13 protein-coding genes are annotated in these 16,591 nt (G+C 70.5%); 6 read left to right on the forward strand and 7 right to left on the reverse strand.

Features of this window, described 5'->3' with window-relative positions; all coding sequences use genetic code 11:
- Positions 1-34: 34 nt before the first annotated feature.
- Genes OHA68_RS15045 through OHA68_RS15055 form a run of 3 tightly spaced genes read left to right on the forward strand, consistent with a single transcriptional unit; the run spans position 35 to position 3,650 of the window.
- Positions 35-685, forward strand: a complete 651-nt coding sequence (locus tag OHA68_RS15045) for a DUF998 domain-containing protein (RefSeq protein ID WP_327108192.1) — start codon at positions 35-37, stop codon at positions 683-685.
- A 56-nt stretch (positions 686-741) separates the two neighbouring features.
- Positions 742-3,276 (forward strand): nitrate- and nitrite sensing domain-containing protein, encoded by a 2,535-nt coding sequence (locus tag OHA68_RS15050; RefSeq protein WP_327108193.1) that lies wholly within the window; start codon positions 742-744, stop codon positions 3,274-3,276.
- Positions 3,273-3,650, forward strand: coding sequence for a DUF742 domain-containing protein (locus OHA68_RS15055; protein ID WP_189142782.1), 378 nt, complete (start codon positions 3,273-3,275; stop codon positions 3,648-3,650). The genes OHA68_RS15050 and OHA68_RS15055 overlap by 4 nt, the downstream gene beginning before the upstream one ends.
- A 27-nt stretch (positions 3,651-3,677) precedes the next feature.
- Here the strand turns inward: OHA68_RS15055 and OHA68_RS15060 are convergent, their stop codons facing one another.
- The 5 genes from OHA68_RS15060 to OHA68_RS15080 all read right to left on the reverse strand — a co-directional run bounded on the left by OHA68_RS15060 (position 3,678) and on the right by OHA68_RS15080 (position 9,203).
- On the reverse strand, positions 3,678-4,250 hold the full coding sequence (locus OHA68_RS15060; RefSeq protein ID WP_189142783.1) for a GTP-binding protein: 573 nt from the start codon (positions 4,248-4,250) through the stop codon (positions 3,678-3,680).
- Entirely contained in the window at positions 4,231-4,590 is a 360-nt protein-coding gene (locus OHA68_RS15065) for a DUF742 domain-containing protein (RefSeq protein ID WP_327108194.1), read from the reverse strand. The genes OHA68_RS15060 and OHA68_RS15065 overlap by 20 nt, the downstream gene beginning before the upstream one ends.
- The gene (locus OHA68_RS15070; protein WP_189142785.1) at positions 4,587-4,991 is read right to left on the reverse strand and encodes a roadblock/LC7 domain-containing protein; all 405 of its coding nucleotides are present in this window, start codon (positions 4,989-4,991) and stop codon (positions 4,587-4,589) included. The genes OHA68_RS15065 and OHA68_RS15070 overlap by 4 nt, the downstream gene beginning before the upstream one ends.
- Positions 4,988-7,066, reverse strand: a complete 2,079-nt coding sequence (locus OHA68_RS15075) for a sensor histidine kinase (RefSeq protein WP_327108195.1) — start codon at positions 7,064-7,066, stop codon at positions 4,988-4,990. Before OHA68_RS15075 ends, OHA68_RS15070 begins: the two co-directional genes overlap by 4 nt.
- Before the next feature lie 286 nt (positions 7,067-7,352).
- On the reverse strand, positions 7,353-9,203 hold the full coding sequence (locus OHA68_RS15080; protein ID WP_327108196.1) for an NAD(P)-binding protein: 1,851 nt from the start codon (positions 9,201-9,203) through the stop codon (positions 7,353-7,355).
- Positions 9,204-9,516: 313 nt separating this feature from the next.
- Here OHA68_RS15080 and OHA68_RS15085 point away from each other — a divergent pair, with 313 nt between their 5' ends.
- A complete protein-coding gene (locus OHA68_RS15085) occupies positions 9,517-10,161 on the forward strand; it encodes a hypothetical protein (protein WP_327108197.1) in 645 nt (214 codons plus the stop codon).
- A gap of 62 nt (positions 10,162-10,223) precedes the next feature.
- Here the strand turns inward: OHA68_RS15085 and OHA68_RS15090 are convergent, their stop codons facing one another.
- Positions 10,224-12,260, reverse strand: coding sequence for a glycosyltransferase family protein (locus OHA68_RS15090; protein WP_327108198.1), 2,037 nt, complete (start codon positions 12,258-12,260; stop codon positions 10,224-10,226).
- A 65-nt stretch (positions 12,261-12,325) separates the two neighbouring features.
- A complete protein-coding gene (gene wecB / locus OHA68_RS15095) occupies positions 12,326-13,456 on the reverse strand; it encodes a non-hydrolyzing UDP-N-acetylglucosamine 2-epimerase (protein ID WP_327108199.1) in 1,131 nt (376 codons plus the stop codon).
- A 56-nt stretch (positions 13,457-13,512) separates the two neighbouring features.
- Here wecB and OHA68_RS15100 point away from each other — a divergent pair, with 56 nt between their 5' ends.
- Together OHA68_RS15100 and OHA68_RS15105 are read left to right on the forward strand one after the other, a co-directional pair.
- Positions 13,513-15,198, forward strand: coding sequence for a glycosyltransferase (locus OHA68_RS15100; protein WP_189142790.1), 1,686 nt, complete (start codon positions 13,513-13,515; stop codon positions 15,196-15,198).
- Positions 15,199-15,313: 115 nt separating this feature from the next.
- Positions 15,314-16,576: a nucleotide sugar dehydrogenase gene (locus tag OHA68_RS15105; protein WP_327108200.1), complete on the forward strand. Its 1,263-nt coding sequence runs from the start codon at positions 15,314-15,316 to the stop codon at positions 16,574-16,576.
- Positions 16,577-16,591 lie beyond the last annotated feature (15 nt).

Consider the following 16,591-nt stretch of genomic DNA (forward strand, 5'->3'; position numbering starts at 1 on the left):
GCGGGGAACATCGTCCGTCTTCAGACTGTTGCACATGACCGCAGTAAAGAGGCTGTATCCGCTCGTCGCGCTGGCAGCGATCACGTTCGCCGTGGCGGGGGTCCTGACCGGCCCCGGCGCCTCGATGAACGTGAGCGTGAGCGAGTACGCCGTGACCGGCCGCGGGGGCGTCACGGAGTTGGCGACGGCGGTCATGGCCTTGGGGTCTCTGGCGCTGCTGGGGGGACTGCGGGCGGCGGGGGCGCCGGTCCGGGGGATGCCGGGGAGGCTGTTCATGGTGTGGTCGGGGGCGCTCGCCGTCATGGCGGTCATCCCGGCCACACCATTGGGCCCGGAGCAGGCCGTACAAGCGCATCAGTGGGCGCTGGCCGCGGCGTTGGTGAGCCTCCCGGCGGCGGCGGCGCTGCTGGTGCCGAGGCTCGCGGCCGACGCGGACTGGCGGCCGGTGGCCCGGGTCGTGGAGTGGCTCGCCCTGGCGGGCGGCCTCGGGGTGCTGGCGCTGACGTACGTCGCGCTGCCCGGGGGCGGGGTGCTGATCGGCCTGGTGGAGTGGGCGCTGCTGGGGGCGGAGGTCGCGCTGCTCGCCGTACTCGCGGGATGGCTGGTCCGGGTGGTCTGGCTGGGCAGCGTACGGCATACCACTAATTTCCCGACATATCACGGAATTATTGCTAGTCGATCTTAAAAGCACCTCGTTCGATGCTATTCTCTCCGGCGATCTTCTATCCGGGAGCGGGTGTCATGGCATCGGGCAGATCCATTAGATTTAAGATCTCGACGCTGCTCGTCATCCCCCTGATTTCCCTGGTCGTGCTATGGGGGTTCGCGGCGGGCACCACGTCGAGTGAGGCGCTGAACCTGCTGAAGGTCGAGACCATCTGGAGAGGGGTCATCGACCACACCGAGGCGCTGACCCTTCAGCTGGAGGCGGAGCGCCTGGCCTCCGCCGAGCTCGTCGGCGGCGCCTCCGACACCGCCGGGCTCGCCGTCGCCCGCGGCCGGGTCGACGTGGTCGAGAAGACGCTCACGGCGCAGTCCAAGCTGGACAGCACCCAGTCGGCGCTGACCCCCGAGATGAAGACCCAGCTCACCGCCACGCTCAAGGCCATCACCCGGCTGCCGGAGATCAGACGCCAGGTCGACAGAGGTGAGCTCACCCCGCAGACCCTGATCACCGAGTACGCCACCATCCACGACGCCATCGACGACCTCTACTCCTCGTTCACGGCGAGCACCGACGTCGAGCTCGCCCAGCAGGCGAACGGGCTCATCGCCACCCAGCAGGTGCGCGAGCTGCTGAGCCGCGAGCACGCGCTGATCGTGGCGGGCAACGCCACCCCCGGCGCGGACAAGTGGACCATGGACCAGGTGCACGTGCTCTCGGGCATCGACGGCGCCAGGACCTACCTGTTCCCCAAGGCCATGGCCGACCTCGACGACGAGCTCCGCGCCCCGCTGGAGGCCCTGCGAGCCTCCCCGCGCTACGTCGCGATGGAGCGCATGCTGACGAGCTACGTCATGGGCAAGCCGGTCGACATCCAGCTCTGGCGCGGCACGGTCGACCCGGTGCTGGCGGAGTTCTCCGAAAGTCTCGCCAGATCCGGTGAGGTCCTGCTGGCGCGGATGGAGCCGGCCGGCATGGCCGTCATCGTGCGGGCCGTGGTCGCGGGCGTGCTGGGCCTGCTCGCGGTCGTCTTCTCCATCTTCATCTCGATCCGGGTCGCCAGGCGCGTCTCCGGCGAGCTGGCGGTGCTCCGCCAGAGCGCCCACGAGCTGGCCGAGACCAGGCTGCCCAGCGTCGTGACGAAGCTGCGCCAGGGCGAGGAGGTGGACATCGAGGCCGAGGCGCCCCGCATCGAGGTCCGCTCGGACGCCACCCGCGAGGTCGCCGACCTGGCGACCGCCTTCGACAGCGTCCAGCGCACCGCGATCGACGCGGCCGTCGAGCAGGCCCGGCTGCGCGAGGGCATCTCCGAGGCGCTGCGCAACCTGGCCAGGCGGACCCAGTCGCTGGTCCAGCGGCAGATCAAGCAGCTGGACGAGATGCAGCGCCAGACCGAGGAGCCGGAGGCGCTGGAGCGGCTGTTCAAGCTCGACCACCTGACCACCCGCATGCGCCGCCACGCGGAGGGCCTGGTGCTGCTGGCGGGCGGCTCGGTCGGGCGCAGGTGGCGCGGCGTCATCGCCCTGGAGGACGTGCTCAGCGGCGCGGCCGGGCAGGTCGAGGAGTACACCCGGGTCCGCGTCTACCCGATGCCGGAGGCCGGCGTGACGGGCACCGCCGTGGCCGACCTCATGCACCTGTTCGCCGAGCTGATCGAGAACGCGGCCACCTTCTCCTCGCCGGGCAACGAGGTGTCGGTCCGCGGCGACCTGGTGGGCAAGGGGTTCGCGGTCGAGATCGAGGACCGCGGCCTCGGCATGACGCAGGAGGCCCGCGACGCCATCAACCGCCGGCTGGCCCGCCCGGCCGAGTTCGACCCCGCGCAGAGCGAGCGCCTGGGCTTCGCCGTCGTCGGCATGCTGGCCGCCAGGCACGGCATCGGGGTGACGCTCAAGCCCTCCCCGTACGGCGGCACCACGGCCATCGTGCTGATACCCGCGAACCTGGTCCAGCAGTTGCCGGCCCTGCCGCCCTCGCAGCTGCCTGAGCTGGAGTCGATCTCGGTGTCGGTCGTCGGCAACGACCCGGGACCGGGCGACCTGCCGCGCCGGGTGCGGTCGCACAAGCGCGGCGTGGAAGCGGCCCCCACCCAGGCCCTGTCACCGGCCCAGGAGCCGGAAGCGCCGGGCGAGCTTCCGGCCCGCACCCGCACGCAGTCTTCCGACGAGCTCCCGGCACGGCCCCGCACGCAGTCCCCGGACGTGCTCCCGGCCCGTACCCGTACGCGATCTCCGGACGCGCTTCCCGCACGTACCCGCACGCAGTCCCCGGACACGCTTCCGGCACGCGCCGACACGCTCCCGGAGCGGACGCGCACCCAGGCGCCGGATGACCTTCCGGCGCGCCGGCCCGTACAGTCTCCGGGCCAGGACGAGCTCCCCGCGCGGACGCCGGCGCCGGCTCAGGCGCAGGCGTCGGAGCCGGGCGCCGGGCTGCCGCGCCGGGTCCGGCAGGCCAATCTGCCGCCGAAGCTGCAGAAGCCGCCGCCCGCTCCCGAAGCCCCTGCGGAGACCCGCTCGCCCGAGGAGGCCAGAGCCCTGCTGTCCTCGCTCCAGTCAGGCTGGCAGCGTGGACGCCAGGACACCGATCAGAGCGGGGGGTCGCGATCGTGAGTCATGAGCAGGAATGGGTGGACGACGAAGCGGGGCCCGTCGTCCGCCCGTACGCGGTGGCTCGCGGACGCACCAAGTCCACCTCCACCGCGCTGGACCTGCTGGCCACGGTGGCGCTGACGGGACAACCGGCACCGGCCCACGCGGACCTGGGCACCCAGCATCGGCGGCTGCTCAACTGCGTCGCCGGTCATGCCAGGCCGATCGCCGAGGTGGCCGCCGAGCTGAACCTCCCGGTCCAGGTGGTCCGGGTGCTGCTCGGCGACCTGCTCGGCCATGGCCTGGTCACGGTACGGCCGCCGCGCTCCAAAGAGGCGTCGTCCCCCACGGAGAGCCTGCTCCGCGAGGTCATCAGCGGCCTGCGGGCGCTGTAACCGGTGCCGGTCAGCCGGCCGGGCGCGTTACCCGGCGGCGGTCAGGGTCCTGAGCGAGTGCTCGACGAGGGTGATCATCACTTCCTTGGCGGAGGTGCGCCGCCGTACGTCGCACAGCATCACGGGCACGTCGTGGTCCAGGTCCAGCGCGATCCGCACGTCGTCGACGGTGTGCCGGTCGGCCCCGTCGAAGCAGTTGACCGCCACCACGAACGGCGTGCCACGCTGCTCGAAGTAGTCGACGGAGGGGAAGCAGTCGGTCAGCCGCCGGGTGTCGGCGATCACGACCGCGCCCAGCGCGCCGTAGCTCAGCTCGTCCCACATGAACCAGAACCGCTCCTGGCCGGGCGTGCCGAACAGGTAGACGACGAGCCCCTCGCGGATGGTGATCCGGCCGAAGTCCATCGCCACGGTCGTGGTGGTCTTGGTCTCGACGCCGTCGATGTCGTCGACGCCGATCCCGCGGTCGGAGAGGACCTCTTCCGTGCGCAGCGGTCTGATCTCGCTGATCGCCCCGACCAGGGTGGTCTTGCCCACGCCGAAGCCGCCGGCGATGAGGATCTTCAGTGCGACTGGATCCTCAGAGAGCACGGAGTCCATTGATCACTTCCTTGAGAATGCCCTCATTCGGGCGCGACCCGGCGGCTGAGGGGGACGTCACCTTGATCAGGTCGCGGTCACGCAGGTCGCCGAGCATCACTCGGACGACCCCGACCGGCAGGTCGAGCTCGACGGCCAGATCGGCCACCGAGATCGGACTACGTGCCGCCCGGTAGATCAGCAACTGCTCGGGGCCGAGGTCCGAAGTCGGCTCGCCGATGGCGCTGACGGTCGCGATGAGGTCGAACGTGTCCCCCGAGGACCTCGTGCGTCCGCGAATGAGGGCGTAGGGCCGGACGATCGGCCCCGCGTCGTCGTCTAACCACTGGTTCGCGCTCATGAGGCGGTTCGCGGGTTGGTGGTGATGTGCTGCCCCACCCGCTTCACCAGCATCGCCATCTCGTAGGCGATGTGGCCCACGTCGACGTTGGCGTCGGCGAGCACCGCCAGGCAGGTGCCCTGCCCCGCCGCCGTCACGAAGAGGAACGCCGACTCCATCTCGACGATGGTCTGGCGTACGTCTCCGCCGCCGAAGTGCCGCCCCGTGCCGCGGGCCAGACTCTGGAACCCGGACGCGACGGCCGACAGATGCTCGGCGTCCTCGCGCGTCAGGCCCTTGGAGTGCCCGACCGCCAGCCCGTCCGTCGACAGGATCACCGCCTGCCTGACCGCGCCCACTCGGGTCGTCAGGTCGTCAAGGAGCCAATTCAGTTCACCGGTGTTGGTCGTCGGCACACTCATGCCTCCCCCTCCTCATTTGCTTCTTCTCGGGCGCGCTGTGTTCCCCGCTGGAACGCGGAGAACATGTCGCGTACCTCATCGGGAGAGCGTTCGTTGGTCCGCTCAGGCTCCGGCTCGGGCGGCGCGCCGTCTTTGAGCCGGGATGACAGGTTGGCTTGCCGCACGCGCCTTGGCAAGCCCGCGTGGGTGCCGCCGCTCACGACCGCGAGCGCTTTCTTCCTCGTACGGGCGGGCAGCACGGCCGATTCCTCGGGCGCGGCGGGGAGTTCGGCCTGGTCGGTGATGAGCGCGGCGGGCAGGAACACGATGGCCGTGGTGCCGCCGAAGGGGGAGCGGCGCAGCAGCACGTTGATGCCGTGCCGCTCGGCCAGTTTGGCCACCACGAACAGGCCGAGCCGGTCGCTGTCGGCGAGGTCGAACTCTGGCGGGTTCGACAGGACCGCGTTGTAGGCCGCGTACTCCTCGGCGGACTGGCCGAGCCCGCGGTCCTCCACCTCGATCGTGTAGCCGTTGCTCACCCGGTCGCCGCGCACCTGGACGGTGGAGTGCGGCGGGGAGTAGAGCGTGGCGTTCTCGACCAGCTCGGCGACCAGGTGCGTGAGGTCCGCCGCGGCGCCGCCGTCGATGGCGCTGCCGGGCATGTTCTCGACGTCGACCCTGGTGTAGTCCTCGACCTCGGCGACGGAGGCCCGGACGATGTCCACCACGGGCACCGGCTTGCGCCAGGCCCGGCCGGGGGCCGAGCCGGACAGGATGATCAGGCTCTCCGCGTGCCGGCGCATGCGGGTGGTCAGGTGGTCCAGCCGGAAGAGCTCTTCGAGCTGGTCGGGGTCGTGGGTGCGGCGCTGCATGGAGTCGAGCAGCGCGAGCTGGCGGTGCAGCAGACCCTGCTTGCGCCGGGCGAGGTTGAGGAAGACCTGGCTGACACCGCGCCGGAGCGCGGCCTGGCCGACCGCCGCGAGCACGGCGGTGCGCTGCACGGAGCCGAACGCCTTGGCCACGTCGGTGATCTCGGCGGAGCCGATGACCTTGATCGGTTTGGTGGCCTTGTCGACGTCCACCTCTTCGCCGTTGTTCAGCCGGTCCACCAGCGCGGGCAGGCGCTGCTCCGACAGCTCGACGGCGACGGCGCGCAGCCCGGCCAGCTCGGCGGCCAGGCGGCGGCCGAAGCGCACCGAGATGATGATCGAAGCGAGTACGGCGATCAGCCCGACGCCGCCCGCGACGCCGATCTGCACCCGGATGGCGTTGGCCCCGTCCGCCGCGCGAGCGGCGAGCGCCTCGGCCGCCGAGGCGCCGAGCTTGTCCAGCTGGGCGGTGAAATGGTCAATGGTGGAGTTCCAGGCCTGCGCGTCGGGCGGCGGCGCGCCCGTCCTGATGATCCGCGCCTCCATCGTGGCGAAGGCGAGGAACGGCTCGCTCTGGAAGAGCTGCTCGTACGGCTTGCGGAGCTGGATCTCCAGGCCCGCCTGGCCGCCGGCGTGCAGATACTTGCGGGAGGAGACGTATTCGGCGAAGGCGGCGGCCTCCGGCCCGGTCAGCCGCTTGTCGATGAGGACGGCCCTGATCAGCGCGTGCTCCCTGGCGACGAACTCGCGGGCGTTGCCCAGCGTCTGCAGGGAGGAGGCCTGCTGGTAGACCGACAGGTCGGGCACGGGGGTCAGGTGGTCGTAGAACCTGAACACCGCGTCGAGCACCTGGTTGTACCTGTTGAGTCCGGTCAGCCGGGAGCTCTGGCCGTCGTCGATGTCGGTGCGGATGAACTCGAGCCGGGACAGCTCGATGCGGAGCATGGCGAGGGGCACCCGCATCTCTTCGGAGATCTCGCCCTCGGCCTCGACGGTGGCCCGCTGGAAGGCCGCCACCGCCCGGTCCGTGCGCGCTCGCTGCTCGCCGAGGTCCTCGGTGAGCTCACGGGTGGTGACCGCGACGACCGAGCCTTCGCGCTCGGCCTGAAGTTGTAGTCCCAGCTCGGTCGAGGTGACGCCGACCGTCCGGTAAAGCGTGTCGCCTCGCAGGAGTGACTGGCCGTCGCTCACCGTGAGGTTGAGAACGAAGCCCCAGAGCGCGCTCAAGGACAGGAGGGGTAGCAGCAGTAATAAGAAGATCTTGAACCGAATTGACCGGTTTTGCGAGCCCATGTCCCAACCTCAGGAGTCGAGGGCATTTCCACACCTGGTGTAAATACACCTCCGGAAGATCGCACAGGAGACTAGCACCGATTATGCGTCCGACGCAGGGGGAGGAACAGGATGTTCCATGTTGTTACCGGGGCAACTCTCTGCCCGTGCCGGACGCGGTCGTAAAAGGCGCCTTCATAGCGACAGTTCCGCCACGGCTCGGCGTGCCGCGGCGACGCCTTCACAGGGACAGTTCCGCCACGGCTCGGCGGGCCGCGGCGACGGCGCCGCCGGTCCCGCCCACGGCGGTGTCGGAGCCGGCGATCGCGATCCGGCCGAACCGCCTGCTCGCCACCTCGGCCGGGAACGGGCCGTCGGGGTAGAACGCGTGCCAGGGCCGCCCGTACTCGGCCGCGTGCCCATGGCCCCACCTGCGGATCTCGATCCCCACGACGTCCCTGTCCGGGTCGAACCCGCCGGGCCCGAGCAGCCGGGCGAGCTGGTCGCGGGCGCTGTGCTCCAGGAAGCGGTACGGCGTCCTGAACAGTGCCCGCCGCCCCTCGGCCGCCCCCTCGGCGGGCCCCAGCTCCGAGCGGCAGGGCGCGGCCAGCAGCCGCGCGGTGACCGGCCCCCTGTCCTCCTCGGCCAGCTCCGTCGCGTACCAGTACGCGCCGGTCCAGCGGGTGCGGGTGACGCCGACCCGCTGCCACGCCCGCCGGTCCCGCAGCCGCACCACGGCCTCCACCGTCGGCAGCCGCACCGCGGCGGCCAGTGCCCGGCGCTGTTCGGCCGGCAGGTCGGGGATCAGGTAGGGGACGACCATGCTCCAGCAGGCCAGGATCACCGCCCCGGCGGCGACGGTCCTGACCTCGTGGCCGTCGAAGTAGCCGACGCTCACGGCCCCCGGCGGGCCCTCGTCGCGTACCGAGACCACCGGGCTGGACAGCCGCAGCCGGACCGGATCGCCGGGCCGGTCCAGGGCGGCGGCGGCGAGCAGGCCCACCGGCGCCCCGGCCGGACCGGGGATCAACGGGTCCACCGGGTCCATCGGGTCCATCGGGTCTTGGGGGTCGCCGGGGCGGCGCCGCCAGTCCCGCTGCACGCTGGGCGCGTTGAACCGCGACGGTTTCCCGGCGTCCAGCCCCAAGCCGTCGAACCCGGGATAGTCCCAACCCCGGGCCCAGCCGTGGGCAGGGCCGTGGTCGGGGCCGTGGGCGTCTCTGCGGGCGTCTCTGCGGGCATCTGGGCGGGCATCGCCGTGGGTACGGCTGTGGGCATGGCCGTGGGCATGGCCGTGGGTACGGCCGTGCGTGCTGCCCCAGGCGTCGATCGCGCCGAAGGCCCGGGTGTCGTAGGCCCAGGCGGCGCTGGACATGGTCCGGCAGAACCGCTCGACGTCCGGGTGCGCCCCGCACACCTTCAGCAGGAAGTCCGAGTACGTCAACCCGGCCAGCCGCTCCTGCTTCTCCTCGGCCGACAGCCGGGGAAACCAGTCGGGCGCGTCCCGGTAGAGCCGGAGCAGGTCCGCCCTGGCCCGGTCGGCGACCGGCAGGCGGGAGATCCACCGCTCGGCGGTGCCCTCGGGCTCGTACCGGACCAGCGTCTCCACCGGGAAGGTCTCCCGGTCGCACATCACGCTGTCGTACGGCGCGTGGCCGGGCCCGCGCCGGCGCTCGCCGAGCCGTTCGTGGTTGTCCAGGATGAGCACGCGCGCGTCCGGGGCGGCGCGCAGCCATTCGGCGGCCGCGGTCAGCCCGCTGGTCCCCGCGCCGACCACCACCAGGTCGTAGTGCTCACCGGTGGGGACGGCGGGACCCGCGTACTCCCAGAACCGGCCGTCCCGCAGCGCGTGCGGCACGCTGAGCGCATGAGCCGTGTCACCGTGCCACCCTGCGACGCCGGGGGCCGGTGCGGCGTTGTGGGGCATCTCAGGGCCTGTCGTGGGCGCCTCGAAAGCGGTGAGGCCGTCCCGCGAGCCGACGGCGGCCAGGCCGGCGGTCATGGCGATCCCGTCGAGGAAGTCGCGGCGCGAAAGAGTCCGCTCCTTTCCGGGATCGCGGGTCCGGCCTGGTGATGCCGAGATGTCGCTCATGCCGCGAGCATCATCACCATGGCCGGATACGGCGTGGAGACGCGCACTCCTTCGAGCAACATTTAGCGCGATCTGGTGCCGGTATTATCCGGCGTAGGCAACGTACGGAAACTCCTGCAAAAACGGTGGCAAAGGGTGAAGCCGCTGGTAGCAGAGATGAGAACGTACGGACCCCCATCCCCGAAGCCGTCGAATTCCGTGAATAGCGACGTTGCCCGCCCTCGCGTTCGCCGTTTCCTCTAGCGTCTATTCACCGTCGCTGAAGTGAAATGGAGAATTCATGCTTAAGGCCTTTTCGGGGATATGTCTGAGCATGACGGTCATAGCGGGATGTGCCGCGAGTGGGGTCGCCGAGCAGCCGGTGAAGACGGCCCAGGCGCCCTCGCCGTCCGCCGCCCTGGCGGGCAAGCTGCGGGCCGTCCTGCTGCCGGTTCCCAAGGGGATGCGCGTGGTGCACGGCCCGGAGGTCGGCGCGTTCGGCACGCTCAAGTCCACCCAGCAGGGCCTGGCGGCCGTCCGGCAGTCCAAGCTGAACCGGCCGGAGTGCGCCGGCGCGCCCCAGCTCGACCCGGCCAGGCCGGAGATCGCCCGCGCGCCCGCGGCCGTGATCGCCTTCGCCAACGAGCGGGGCTCCATCAGCCAGGCCGTGGTGGCGCTCCCGCCGGCCGCGTTCCCCGGCCCGCTGCCCGTCCGGTGCGGCACCTACACCGCCGACGTGCACGGCACCGAGGTCACCTACCGCACCCAGGACCTGGACATGCCCCGGCAGGGCGACGAGTCGCGCGCCTACCTGACCACCGCGTCGGGCGGCGACAGGAACGCGCAGATCGGCTCGGTGGTGATCCGCCGCGGCACCGTCGTCATGAGCCTCATGGTGGTGGGCAAGGAGGTCAAACGCGCCGGGCTGCTGGAGCTGGGCCGGCTGGCCGACCAGAACCTCTCCCGCGTCGCCACCTGACGCAGGAGCGGCGCCGCCCGACGCGGAGCGGCGCCACCTGACGCGGAGCGGCGCCGCCTGACTCAGATCAGCACGTGGTCGTCGGGGCGGCCCGCGAAGGAGAACTGGGCGTTCCTGGTCAGCTTGATGTGGTCGGCCTGCCAGGTGTGCATGGCGGCGTCGGCGCTGCGCCAGTAGACGAAGTTGAACCGGTCGGCGGAGTAGATCTTCACCCCGTCCTCCTTCAGCCTGCGGACCAGGTGGGTGTCCTCGCCCCGGGTCAGGTCGGGGAAGCCGTAGGAGCGGAACATCTCCGCCGTGCCGAGGAACGTGCCGCCCTGCACCAGGAAGGAGTAGCGGTGCTCCAGGCCGGGCAGGCGCAGCATCGTGGTGTTGCGGCCCTCGAAGTAGGCGTAGTGGGCGCCCTTGCCGACCAGCTCGGCGTCGGAGTAGTCGAAGGCGCGGACCAGGTCCGACAGGTAGTGCTCGCCGTACAGGTTGTCGTCGTCCATCTTGGCGATCAGCTCGCCCTCGGCGGCGGCGATGCCCAGGTTCATGCAGGCCCCGAGCGACAGCTCGGGGGCGGCGGGCAGCACCGTGACGTCGGTGATGCCGGCCATCCGCGCCTTGTCGGCCACCACGACGGGGTCGATGTCCAGGCCGTGCAGCACCATGATGAGCTGCAGCGGCCGGTGGATCTGCTTGGCCACCGAGGAGATCGCGTGCTCGATCTGCGAGGCGCGGTTGGTGGGCAGCACCACGGAGATCGAGCGCGAGCGGGGCTGGGTGGGCCGGCCGAGCATCTGGAGGATCTGGTCCACGCGGTGGGAGAACAGGTGCTTGTCGAAGACCTCGCGCATGGCCAGATGGCCCATCCGGGCGCGCAGCTCGGGGCTGTTGATCAGGTGCAGGACCTGGTTGTACGACTCGACCGGCTCGCGGGCGATGGGCACCAGGTCGCCGAAGGTCTCCTCGATGGCCCTGGACCAGCCGGACACGACCGGGGTGGCGCAGGCCGAGAGCTCGAAGACGCGGCGCGCGCACATGGTGGGCGAGTCCAGCACCGAGTTGACGTTGAGGAAGACCTTGTACATGCGGTAGGCGGCGAGCATCTGGTCGTAGGGGAGCTCGCCGACGATGTGCGGGCGGTACTTCTCCGGCCAGCCGTACTTGTCGTCCACCTCGCCGTTGCGGGCGAAGATGTGCAGGCCGAGCTCGCGTACGGGGTCGAGGACGGTCTCCATCTGCTCACGGCGCTCGGGGTGCTTGTCGCGGAAGTACATCCCGGCGAAGACCACGTCGTGCAGGCGGCCCTGCTTCTGCTGGATCGGGTTGTGCACGCGGGGCTGGGCCGCGAACTGCAGCACGTCCACCCGATCGTGTCCCAGGACTTCGCGATATTTCGGCACCATGTCGCCGTCGCAGGTGAACACGTAGTCGAACAGCTTGGCCGTGTCGATGAAGAAGTCGAAGTTCGGCGGGTCCTCCTTGTTCCAGAAGACCGTCGGGATCCCCTCGGCCCGGCACCAGGCGACCAGGTCGCGCAGCGGCTCCTTGGGCGCGTTGGTGCCGGTCATCTGGTAGCGCCAGCGGCCCTGGTTGCCGTGCCAGGCCGACTCGCAGAACAGCACGTCGGGCCGCTTGTCGGCGAAGATCTCCGGCCAGTCCTTGAGCCCGAACTCGATCTGGTCCCACTCGTACTTGAAGGCCATCCTGGAGAAGTCGTCCAGGATCACCGCCACCCGCAGGTCGGGCCGGGTCACCGGCCCGAGCGGCCACTTGGCCGGCGGCACCGTCACCTGTGGCGGCCGGTGGTTGGCCAGTTCGACCGCCTCGGTGACCGGCGTGGGCGCCTTGGGAGCCTTGGCCTTGGACCTGACCGCCTCCAGCATCTTGCCGGGGCTCTTGGACCCGATCGCCTCGCCCAGCTTGAAGGTCCGCTTGGCCTGGGTGGCCTCCAGCTTCCAGCCGGCGTAGGCGGCCTTGGCCTCGGCTATCTCCAGCCGCCTGCGCAGCTCGACGATCTCCGTCTCGTACCGCTCGACGAGCTTGCGCTCCTCGGGCAGCCAGTTGACGGGGCCGAGTCGCTGGAACGTGGGCTCTTCTGGGGATTCGGCCATGGGTACTCGCCTAACGCTCTGCGGGGTATGTCATGTTACGGCGGCAGCCGTACGAAATGTGGGGGTTATTCGGAACGGATCCCCTGCGCGGCAGGGGAGAGGTTGTCCCCCTTGAGCCAGGCGGAGATCACCCGGGCGATGCGCGGCCCCGCGGCGCCGTCCCAGAGCGGGGGCTGCGAGCCGGAAGGGGTGATCGCCCCGTCGGCCAGCGCCTTCTCCGCCGCGGCGGGCAGCAGCGCGGGCGTGACCAGGCGGTTGGTGCCGTGCGTGATGGTGATCGGCCGCTCGGTGTTGGGCCGTACGGTCAGGCAGGGCACGCCCAGCATGGTCGTCTCCTCCTGCACGCCGCCCGAGTCGGTGACGACCAGCGCGGCGCCCCGGACGAGGGAGAGGAAGTCCACGTAGCCCAGCGGGTCCACGACCCGGACCGAAGGGCTGTCCACCAGCCCCGCCTCGGCCAGCCGGGTGCGGCCGCGCGGGTGGATCGGCACCACGAGCGGGATCTGCCGCGACACCTCCAGCACGGCCGAGACCAGCTCGTGCGCGGCCTCGGGGGTGTCGACGTTGGCGGGGCGGTGCAGCGTCGCCACGGCGTAGCGCTCCGGCAGGCCCAGCCGGGCCACCACCGGCGCCGGGTCGAGCGACGGCAGCGCCGAGAACAGGCTGTCGATCATGGGGTTGCCCACCAGGTGGACCTTGGCGGCGGGCACGCCCTCGGCCGCCAGGTGCGACAGCGCCTCCGGGGAGGTGGCGAAGAGCAGGTCGGACAGCGAGTCGGTGACGATCCGGTTGACCTCCTCCGGCATGCCCCGGTCGAACGAGCGCAGCCCCGCCTCGACGTGCGCGCTGGGGATGCCGAGCTTGGCGCAGACCAGGATGGCCGCCAGCGTGGAGTTCACGTCTCCATAGACGACCACGAGGTCGGGGGACTGCTCCTGGAAGGTGTCCTCCAGGCCGACGAGCAGCGCGGCGGTCTGCCTGGCGTGCGTGCCGGAGCCGACGGCCAGGTTCGCCACCGGCTCGGGCAGGCCCAGGTCGGCGAAGAAGACGTCCGACATCAGCGCGTCATAGTGCTGACCGGTGTGGATGATGCCCTGCCGCACACCGAGCTCGCCGAGTGCTCGCACCACCGGGGCCGCTTTCACGAAATTGGGACGAGCACCCAAAACGTGCAGGACCAGGGGGTTCTCCCTCATTGACCTCGCCTTTCATAGCGGAAGGGAAAAAACGCTGCCTATGGTACGGTCACCGCGTGCCATCCGACGCCAGTCGTCAAGACTCCTCCAAGGTTCCCGCTGGAGTTTCCGCGAAGTCTGCCCGTGCCGGCGTCGGTGGACTTCTCAAGGGTTTCCTCCAGCATCCGATCATCGTCACCCGCGTCGTCACGACGAAGGTACGAGCCGATCCGGTCCGCGCCGCCCAGGCCGCGGCCGACGCCATGCCGCCCCGGCTGCGCCCGGTCGTCGGCAAGGTGGCCTGGCCGGCCGCCCGCCAGGCCCGGCGCATGGTGCGCAAGTTCGGCATGCGCCTGATCAGGGCGCCGTGGAACGACGCCAAGGAGCACTGGGACACCGGCAGGGTCACCCAGGCCGCCGAGGTGCTCGAACCCTTCACCAAGTATCCGTTCGTCAAGCGCCGGGCCGCCTACTACCGCGGCGAGCTGGCCGCGATCAGCCCCGACCCGATCCCGCCGGGGCCCAAGGTGGCCATCCTGGAGCGGGTCGCCGGTCGCGTGGTGCACCTGGTCACCAACGCGCTGCCCTACACCCAGGCCGGCTACACGGTCAGGACCCACCGCATCGTCACGGCGCAGAAGGTCGCGGGGCTCGACCCGCACGTGGTGACCAGCTGGGGCTGGCCCATGCTGCAGGGGCACGCCGACGCCTCGCCGTACGAGGAGCTGGAGGGGATCCCCTACTACCGGCTGATCCCCGACGGGCGCGGCGAGGTGCCGTTCGAGATGCACGGCCGCATGGTCAAGGGCGCCGACGCCGTCACCAAGCTCGTCACGCAGCTGCGCCCGCAGGTGGTGCACGCCGCCACCGACCACCGCAACGGCTCGGTCGCGCACGCCGTCCGCGACCGTACGGGCACGCCCTTCGTGTACGAGGTGCGCGGCTTCCTCGAGGAGACGTGGGCCTCGCGCGATCCGGTCCGCATCGGCAGTGAGCGGCACGTGCTCCAGCGCGAGCGCGAGGCGTTCCTGATGCGCGAGGCCGACGCGGTCGTCACGCTGGCCGAGACGATGGCCACCGAGATCGTCGAGCGCGGCGTGCCGAGGGACAAGATCTATCTCGCCCCCAACGCGGTCGACGACGAGCTGCTGACCGCCCACTACGACGGCGCGTCGTTCCGGCGGCAGATGGGGATCGACGACAAGGAGATCGTCGTCGGCTCGGTCTCCAGCCTGGTCGGCTACGAGGGCTTCGCGACCCTCCTGCGGGCGGCGGCGCTGCTGCGCGACGAGGGCACGCCGGTGCGGGTGCTGCTGGTCGGCGACGGCACCGAGCGTCCCGCCCTCCTGGAGCTGGTGGAGGAGCTGGGCCTGGCCACGGCGATCCTGCCCGGCCGGGTGGGCCCCGAGGAGGCGCTGCAGGCTCAGGACGCCATCGACATCTTCGTCTGCCCGCGCGACGACCTCCGGGTGACCCGGCTGGTCACGCCGCTGAAGCCGGTCGAGGCGATGGCGCTGGGCAAGCCGGTCGTGCTCAGCGACCTGCCGGCCCTGTCGGAGCTGGTCGGCTCCGACGGCGCGGGCCTGCTCGTGCCACCGGGCGACCCGGCGGAGCTGGCCCAGGCGCTCGCCGCGCTCAGCCAGGACCCTGCCAGACGTGCGGAGATGGGTGAGGCGGGGCGCGCGGAGGTCGCGGCCAAGCGCACCTGGAGCCGCGTTGCCGAAACTTACCGCACCGTCTACCGAACGCTTGCCGAGTCATGACCTACCGTTTGGCTGTCTGTTCTGACAGGTTCGCTCGCATTAGGCGTGAGCTAGGTGGACTTGAGATAACCTTTGCGACCATGAAGTGTTGTTTCCGGCTCTCCAGGGCACAGCTGTGACAGAAATAGACCTGGCTGTCATCGGTCTGGGCTACGTCGGTATGCCGCTCGCCAAAGAGGCGGTGGCCGCCGGGCTCCGGGTCGTGGGCGTCGACGTCGACCCCCGCAAGGTGGAGGCGCTCAACGCCGGCCAGTCCTACATCGACGACCTGACCGACGCGGATCTCGATCACATGCTGGCCAACGGCTTCAGCGCCACGCTGGACGAGACCGTGCTGGCCAGAAGCAACACCGTCGTCATCTGCGTGCCGACCCCGCTGGACGAGGACCACCGACCGGACCTGTCCTCCGTCGAGGGCGCGACCATGACCGTCGCGCGCAACCTCACCGAAGGCACCCTGGTCGTGCTGGAGTCCACCACCTGGCCCGGCACCACCGACGAGGTGGCCCGCCCGCTGCTCGAAGCCTCGGGCCTGGTCGCGGGCAAGGACTTCCACCTCGCCTTCTCCCCCGAGCGCATCGACCCGGGCAACCCCAAGTACGGCCTGCGCAACACGCCCAAGGTCGTCGGCGGGTTCACCACCGGCTGCCGGGACCGCGCGACCGCCTTCTACGGGCAGTTCATCGAGCAGGTGGTGCCCGTCAGCGGCACCCGCGAGGCCGAGATGGCCAAGCTGCTGGAGAACACCTACCGGCACGTCAACATCGCCCTCGTCAACGAGATGGCGATCTTCTGCGACGAGCTGGGCGTCGACCTGTGGGAATCGATCGAGGCCGCGGCGACCAAGCCGTTCGGCTTCCACAAGTTCCTGCCGGGACCGGGCGTCGGGGGTCACTGCATCCCCGTGGACCCGTCCTACCTGTCTTACACGGTACGCAAGCTCGGCTACCCGTTCAGGTTCGTCGAGCTGGCGCAGGAGATCAACGAGCGGATGCCGTCCTACGTGGTGGCCCGCGTCCAGCGCTTGCTCAACAGGTACAAGAAGCCTGTGAACGGCGCGAGAGTCGTTATGCTCGGCGTGACGTACAAGCCGGACATTGCCGATGAACGGGAGACCCCGGCCCTGCCGGTGGCGCGTGCGCTGCTGGAACTGGGGGCGGAGCTCACGTTCGCGGATCCGTACGTCAAGGAGTGGTCCGTGGACGGCACTCCTGTGCCGCGAGAGGAAAATCTGGCCGAGGCCGTGGCCAATGCCGACGTGACGCTGCTGTTGCAGCAGCACGCCGCGTTCGACCTCGGCATGGTCGAGGCCAAAGCCAAGCTCGTGCTCGACACCCGCGGTGTTCTCACCGAGGGTGAACGCGTCGAGCGGCTGTAGCGACGGAGGGTTGCG

The sequence above is a fragment of the Nonomuraea glycinis genome, assembly GCF_035920485.1.
GTDB lineage: Bacteria > Actinomycetota > Actinomycetes > Streptosporangiales > Streptosporangiaceae > Nonomuraea > Nonomuraea glycinis.